The following is a 6,819-nucleotide window of genomic DNA, read 5'->3' as shown; positions in this document are numbered from 1 at the left end:
GACAGCTGATAGAAACAGAAGCCACTGGAGCACCTCAAAAACACCATCATACACTAAATCAGTAAGTTGGCAGCATCACCTGTCCCCCCGAGCAGACAAAAGTTCACTCACCAGAATAAATGCAGCAAGGGAAAGACCGCTCAGGCCTGCAAACATGTATCCCGAGTAAAGCTGATAGGCTGACTGGATATGCTCACGGGTCGATTTTTTCTGAAACAGGACACTGATCAGACCGACAACTAATGGAAATACAATACCAATGATGGTTAATTGTCCCCCCAGTAGATCGGAGAGCCCCTGCGGGAGCATTTCAATTCCCTTAAAATACTTCTTGCCAAATGGGGCCAGAAGCGGCCTCAGATACAAACAGGCAAGAACAATCATTATTGCACCAGCCCAGAGAATCAGCATAGCCCGCCCATAGTATGTAGAGCACCAGGCCAGCAGGCGTTCAAAAATATTCCAGCGATATTTTTGATATTCAGAATTCATACGTAAATTATGTCTGAGTTCAGCATCAACCAGACTGGTCACGCTTTTAAACAGTTTGCGAAACATAAGTAACCTTCATAACTGGATTTATCCAATGATTTTCACTGGCAGAATGATACGTTGATTTACTTATTTTTAGTTGTATTTTTATTGCCTTACAGGCAATTAGTATTTCAGCTGGGTGAGGAACGTACAATTTAAAAAGGCAGTTCTGAAGGCAGGTATGAAGTCTCTTTGAAATTCGGCCGCCCCATACAACTCGGAGCATGACCATGAAAATTCTCAGTCAGACAGAAGATGATCTGACGCGAGTCAGTCATTAACCCTTTCTTGCTCCAGTTAGGCACAATAACTAAACGACTTTATCCCGATGCGCCGTAAAACTCTATCCTTGCCTGGCGTTCAGTAAATCAATGGCCAGTTGAAGATAAAGCACCTGGTCTGGCTCCCACTTCCCGGGGTCTGCAAGCTCGTTACGGAGCACAGCAACAATGTTTTCGCGATGTGAGTCGTGCCCGGCTTCGGCCAGGGCAAAAACAATATTGCCCACCACTTGGCACATTTCTTCATGCTGACGCATGAAGGTGTCTGAATACTTCATCCGGACCTCCCTGAAAATACCTTTATTTTCAGGTGTGATTATGCCGCAAAGCGGCATAGAGGCGCCAGCAAATGATAAATATGGCACTGTCGCTGAATGGCGCCGTAGCCCGGCGTAGCCGGTTGATCGATAGAAGATCACTATTAACCCCCCATCCCTGTAAAGCTAAAACCCGCGGTCATACGGCTCAGGTGTTGATGTGCGCCGTCGGAGTGGTCCCGACAAGGGTCGGGGCGTATCTCCGCGTTAGCGGGCCGTGAGGGCCGCTTACGGGCGTGTACGCAAGACCTTAAGCGATACTTCTTACAGCGCCGTTAATTCTAGTTACAACATCCAGCATTAAAAGCGATGTAGTTCCCGGCCTTCGGCCGGGGCGGCGGCGCTTTTCAGTGGTGGGGAGGGGCTGGGTGGCTGGGTGGGCACTGGTTTTTGGCTAAATATTTTGGATGTTGTAACTATTTTATGATGTCTTTTGCCCGCCACTTGTTGGCGGGAGGTACCTTTGCCTTTTCCGAACCGGCGCGGACGTCAGTCCGCTGCAAGGGCGGTCATTCTCATGAGCCTGTCCACAGGGCGGGCGACGAACAGGTTATATATTTATAAGAGAGAAAGATTATGTATTTAAAAGAAGTACAGAGCAGGTTTTTAAAGGAAACCACGCACATTGAAAGTACACCGACGAGCACTCTGAAAGCATAACGGTTTTAACTTTATGTAAATTTCCCTTGCAGTTATATGTTGATAACTCAATCTGGCGACCGCAAACAGAGTCGACGGATGAATCTCGGGCCACTGCAGGTGAATTTCAGTGCATTTTTGAAGTTAAAACAGCGCGGATTGGGTAGATTAACAGACATGAGAGAGGTACAGACGTGAGAAATCCTCCGGCGTCAGCCGGATTTTCAGTCAGGAAAAGCTATATGGGGACGGTGGCCAGTCGCGTGTAGTTGTTGCCGCGCGACATCAGCATGCGCTCTGTGACACGCCGCTCAAGTTCCCGTTTTATCGCATCTCCGCTTCCGGTAAAGCGACCGCTGGCGAGTTCTCTCGTCAGTTGCTGCTTCACCAGGGTTTCAATGTCCTTGCGGGTTCTGTCGACATCACGTCGCGCCCGTGCGCGCTTCAGTCCGTGCTGTTTACGTTCCGACTGATAGCTGCGGAACCGCTCGCGTACAAACCGCCAGGCCTTCGCTATCAGTTCATCCATCTGCAGCGGCTCCAGGCTCTGCTTTTTACGCAGCTTGTTTTCCCACTCAACGCGGCTGCGGCGCGCAGCCAGTACAGCCACGTCAGAAACATCGAGCGCGGAAAACAACGCCGGCGTAAAGGTGATATCGGTCGGAATATTGCAGCCAATCTGCGGATCATATTCTGTCTGGTACGTTATCAGCCCCAGCTCAGCCAGAAACTTCAGTGCGCGTGTGGCACGGGTGATGGACAGATTACCGCTTTTCGATTCCGTGGCCAGGCCGCACTCGATGGCCAGATTGGTAATGGAGCGCTGAACGCGATTAGCCAGGGGGTCGTAGTGGAAGCATAACCCCTGCATCAGCGCATCGATGGCCCGACGACGCAGTACCGGCGGCATACGCTGCCGTTTACCCAGCGATCGCATAAATGCCACATGGATGGAAAAATCAAAACGGGATGTAAAACCTTCGGCTTTCGCCATCAGCTTACGACAGAACGGCAGAGTCTTTTTGTCCTCTCGCGGAGTGAACTCCGGCTCAGGATTTTTGACCTGTCTGTAAAAGGTAGGTTTTTTCTCAGTCACACCGACCTTTTCTTATGGCGGTCGGGTGTTGTTTTATATGGTGCATGCGTTATAATCCTTCACAGGCAACGCGCCTGCTTTTGGACCCCCTGATCTCTGTCTGATTCCGCCAAGACTCTACAGATTTCGGGGGGTTTGTGCATTCAGGCTCCGGAAAACTTTCCGTCACCTGTTCCTGAGCGTCTTATGGACACGCTCCCATCCACGTTCCTGCTTTCGGAAGTCCGCATTTCTTCCGAAATAAAGTTTTACCCCTCTCTGCCTCACCACAAAGCAGCCAATAAAGTTTGGATTAGGGCGTAAATCTAAAATTATTCAACAGAATACCCCACCACAAGGCATCTGTACGTCCGGGAAGTTTACCTTTTCACTCGTAAATTTTCCATACGAAAAGATCGCGGATCGTGACAGAAACCCATAGGATCACGTTTAGCTGAGCAAGAAACGTTCGAACTTCCAAAGGGGAATGTGAGAATCCTTCGCGGTGCTTTACGCAGGATAGGCCCCCAGACGCGCAATAATAGGGTTCTGTTTTGGCAGGATACGTACCGGCATTATCAGACAACGTTTTCTGGCGGGAAACCGATGTCAGGCCGGGAGCATGGTGTTATCTGGAGGCTTTTTCGATAGCAGACTGCAGTTTTTCTGACGGAACAAAACCAGGGAATACGGTGATTTTTTGGGAAGACGCACCACTGACGGGCATGACAATGATACCCGGAGTGCCGGTTAGACCCAGTTTGCCTGCCAGTTCCTTGTTTCGGGAAAGCGTCGGGGTAAAATCTTCTCTTCGCGGATCCATCCAGCCCGCCTGACGGGAAGCCTCTGAAATATCGTCGGCGCTTAGTCTTCCCTCATCATGGCCAGTTCTGTAAATGGCTCTGTGGTATGTCATATACCCTTCAGCCCCCTTTTGCTTCCAGACCGATAACCCACGTTCAGCCGCCTTCAGGGAGTTTTCCCAGCGATCACCAAAGATTGGCAATTCTTTAAATACATACCGAACATCAGGATACGTCTGCATAACTTTTTCCAGGGCAGGTGCCAGCTTGCTGCAAAACACGCACTGGTAATCAAAAAATGTTATGACGGCTACTTTCGCGCGCTCTGGCCCGATAACGGGTGTGTCGGAATCATTCAATAACTCTCTCTGGTTGTTCATCACACGGCCGGCATAACGCAGCTGTTCCCGCTGTAGTTGATGTTCCTGAAGTTTTTTACTCACCGTGACCAGCACGTCGGGATGAGCCACCAGGTAGTCTGCTGCAATTTCACCAATTCTGGCTTCCTGCTCAGGTGTAAATGGAGACGGCTGCGCTGAAGCCTGTGCGACTGGATTTACAAAACAGGATGTTGCAACGATAAACAGGGATAAGTTCGTTCTCTTCATAAACGGTTTCTCGATTTCTATAGGGGATGGGGATTAGCGTTCTTTCTGGATGGTACGTGTCAGTGACTGTTCTTCACGCTCCGGTAAACGACCGTGTTCAATACTGTTTGTCTGTCGCGCTATATGTAAGCGTCGTCTGAGTACCGTCTGGTCCCGAATCCAGGATCCTGTAACTTAAGCACCCACTTATTTTGCAGGTGGACACCTCATGCGCGCTAAAGAAAGACTTCCCCGGAAACACTATTCCCCTGAATTCAAAATGGAACTGGTCAGGCTGGCTCTTGAAGAAGAAGGCAGTATTGCCGCACTGGCCCGGAAACATGACGTCAATGATAACCTGCTCTTTAAATGGATAAGGCTCTGGCAGCGTGAAGGGCGGGTCTGTCGGCCCCGAAAAAACTCATCGTCGCTTCCTGCCCTGATACCCGTGCAGCTTCAGGCGGGCTCTTCTCTCCCAACCTTCGAACTACCATCCTGCTCTCCTCCCGCTACCTGCCACATAAAATGTCGGGGAGGAGAAATAACACTGACTCATCCCTCTGCTGAACTCATGAGCACTGTCCTGCGCGAACTGATGCGGGGGCCGGTATGATAAATCTTCCCGCAGGCACAAAAATCTGGCTGGTTGCCGGTATCACCGATATGCGCAACGGCTTCAATGGCCTCGCCGCAAAGGTGCAGACCGCGCTGAAAGATGACCCGATGTCCGGCCACGTCTTCATCTTCCGGGGACGCAGCGGCAGTCAGGTAAAACTGCTCTGGTCCACCGGCGATGGTCTGTGCCTGCTGACAAAGCGACTGGAACGTGGTCGCTTCGCCTGGCCCTCAGCCCGCGATGGCAAAGTGTTCCTGACGCCGGCGCAACTGGCGATGCTGATGGAAGGTATCGACTGGCGACAGCCAAAGCGGTTACTGACATCCCTGACCATGTTGTAGCGCTCTTTATCCTGGTTGTCGCAGAATAAGCCTGGTAAAATACAGGCTTATGAACGATACCTCTTCTGACGACATCCTTCTGCTGAAACAGCGCCTGGCCGAACAGGAAGCGTTGATCCACGCCCTGCAGGAAAAGCTGAGCAACCGGGAACGCGAAATAGACCATCTGCAGGCGCAACTGGATAAGCTGCGCCGGATGAACTTCGGCAGTCGTTCCGAAAAGGTATCCCGCCGTATCGCGCAAATGGAAGCTGACCTGAACCTGCTGCAGCAGGAAAGCGATACGCTGACCGGCCGGGTGGATGACCCGGCAGTGCAGCGCCCGCTGCGTCAGACCCGCACCCGCAAACCGTTCCCTGAGTCACTCCCACGGGATGAGAAGCGGCTGCTGCCGACTGAGCCGTGTTGCCCGGAGTGCGGTGGTTCGCTGAGTTACCTGGGTGAGGATGCCGCCGAACAGCTGGAGCTGATGCGCAGCGCCTTCCGGGTTATCCGGACAGTCCGTGAAAAGCATGCCTGCCGTCGGTGCGATCGCATCGTTCAGGCCCCGGCTCCTTCGCGCCCCATCGAACGGGGGATCGCCGGACCGGGGCTGCTGGCCCGAGTGCTGACCTCAAAGTATGCAGAGCACACACCGCTGTATCGCCAGTCGGAGATCTATGCCCGCCAGGGTGTAGTGTTGAGTCGTTCTGTACTGTCGGGCTGGGTGGATGCGTGTTGTCGTCTGCTGGCACCGCTGGATGAAGCCCTTCAGCACTATGTCCTGACCGACGGCAAACTCCATGCTGACGATACGCCTGTCCCGGTGCTGTTGCCGGGCAATAAGAAGACGAAGACCGGGCGCTTATGGACGTACGTTCGAGACGACCGCAACGCCGGATCAGCGCTGGCCCCCGCAGTGTGGTTCGCTTACAGCCCGGACAGAAAAGGTATCCACCCTCAGACCCATCTTGCAGGCTTCAGTGGCGTACTGCAGGCTGATGCCTACGCCGGGTTCAACGAGCTCTACCGCGACGGCCATATAAAGGAAGCCGCGTGCTGGGCCCATGCCCGCCGAAAAATCCACGATGTTCACGTCCGTACCCCGTCAGCCCTGACGGAGGAGGCGCTGAAACGGATCGGCGAGCTGTATGCCATCGAGTCGGAGCTCAGAGGTAAAAGAGCAGAGGAACGGCAGGCAGTCCGGCACCAAAAAGTGCTGCCGCTGCTGGCGTCACTGGAGGGGTGGCTGCGGGAGAAACAGAAAACCCTCTCAAGGCACTCAGAACTGGCGAAGGCGTTCGGGTATGCGCTGAACCAGTGGCCGGCGCTGATCCGCTATGCAGAAGATGGCTGGGTGGAGGTGGATAATAACATTGCCGAAAACGCCCTACGACGGGTCAGTCTGGGGAGAAAAAACTGGCTGTTCTTCGGCTCGGATCATGGTGGTGAGCGCGGTGCGTCACTGTACAGTCTTATCGGGACGTGCAAATTAAACGGCGTGGATCCGGAACGCTATCTGCATTATGTACTTGATGTCATCGCCGACTGGCCTGTGAACCGGGTGGGTGCTCTGCTCCCGTGGCGGGTTACTCTGCCTGCCTGACCAGCTTCACTTCGTCAATACGGTTCTCACTGCACGCTTAC

At 52.9% G+C, this 6,819-nt stretch carries 6 protein-coding genes and 2 pseudogenes; 3 read left to right on the top strand and 5 right to left on the bottom strand.

Annotation, left to right across the window (positions count from 1 at the left end; translation table 11 throughout):
* Nucleotides 1-78: 78 nt before the first annotated feature.
* From OGV85_RS18530 to OGV85_RS18515, 5 genes and pseudogenes are all read right to left on the bottom strand, one after another.
* Nucleotides 79-558: pseudogene (locus OGV85_RS18530) on the bottom strand (hypothetical protein); the annotation flags it as partial.
* 319 nt (nucleotides 559-877) lie between these two features.
* On the bottom strand, nucleotides 878-1,093 hold the full coding sequence (locus tag OGV85_RS18525; protein ID WP_057102330.1) for a DUF2767 family protein: 216 nt from the start codon (nucleotides 1,091-1,093) through the stop codon (nucleotides 878-880).
* 187 nt (nucleotides 1,094-1,280) lie between these two features.
* Nucleotides 1,281-1,349 (bottom strand): annotated as a pseudogene (locus OGV85_RS24605) (hypothetical protein); the annotation flags it as partial.
* Nucleotides 1,350-2,009: 660 nt separating this feature from the next.
* Nucleotides 2,010-2,867: an incFII family plasmid replication initiator RepA gene (gene repA / locus OGV85_RS18520; protein WP_100280315.1), complete on the bottom strand. Its 858-nt coding sequence runs from the start codon at nucleotides 2,865-2,867 to the stop codon at nucleotides 2,010-2,012.
* 607 nt (nucleotides 2,868-3,474) lie between these two features.
* Nucleotides 3,475-4,257, bottom strand: coding sequence for a DsbA family protein (locus tag OGV85_RS18515; protein WP_100280314.1), 783 nt, complete (start codon nucleotides 4,255-4,257; stop codon nucleotides 3,475-3,477).
* A 208-nt stretch (nucleotides 4,258-4,465) separates the two neighbouring features.
* Between OGV85_RS18515 and tnpA the strand changes: the two genes are divergently transcribed.
* From tnpA to tnpC, 3 genes are read left to right on the top strand one after another with little or no spacing between them, the layout of a single operon-like run.
* Nucleotides 4,466-4,849, top strand: a complete 384-nt coding sequence (gene tnpA / locus OGV85_RS24465) for an IS66-like element accessory protein TnpA (RefSeq protein WP_001201739.1) — start codon at nucleotides 4,466-4,468, stop codon at nucleotides 4,847-4,849.
* Nucleotides 4,846-5,193: an IS66 family insertion sequence element accessory protein TnpB gene (tnpB, locus tag OGV85_RS18510; protein ID WP_000609174.1), complete on the top strand. Its 348-nt coding sequence runs from the start codon at nucleotides 4,846-4,848 to the stop codon at nucleotides 5,191-5,193. Before tnpA ends, tnpB begins: the two co-directional genes overlap by 4 nt.
* 49 nt (nucleotides 5,194-5,242) lie before the next feature.
* A complete protein-coding gene (gene tnpC, locus OGV85_RS18505) occupies nucleotides 5,243-6,778 on the top strand; it encodes an IS66 family transposase (protein ID WP_016239903.1) in 1,536 nt (511 codons plus the stop codon).
* The last annotated feature ends 41 nt before the right edge of the window (nucleotides 6,779-6,819 follow it).

Source organism: Citrobacter sp. Cf132, from assembly GCF_030333885.1.
Taxonomy (GTDB): domain Bacteria; phylum Pseudomonadota; class Gammaproteobacteria; order Enterobacterales; family Enterobacteriaceae; genus Citrobacter; species Citrobacter freundii.
This window is presented reverse-complemented; position numbering and strand designations above follow the sequence as displayed.

Coding starts and splice junctions, on each gene's coding strand:
- OGV85_RS18525 (WP_057102330.1), bottom strand. CDS start 1,093: ATGAAGTATTCAGACACCTTCATGCGTCAGCATGAAGAAATGTGCCAA.
- OGV85_RS18515 (WP_100280314.1), bottom strand. CDS start 4,257: ATGAAGAGAACGAACTTATCCCTGTTTATCGTTGCAACATCCTGTTTT.
- tnpA (WP_001201739.1), top strand. CDS start 4,466: ATGCGCGCTAAAGAAAGACTTCCCCGGAAACACTATTCCCCTGAATTC.
- tnpB (WP_000609174.1), top strand. CDS start 4,846: ATGATAAATCTTCCCGCAGGCACAAAAATCTGGCTGGTTGCCGGTATC.
- tnpC (WP_016239903.1), top strand. CDS start 5,243: ATGAACGATACCTCTTCTGACGACATCCTTCTGCTGAAACAGCGCCTG.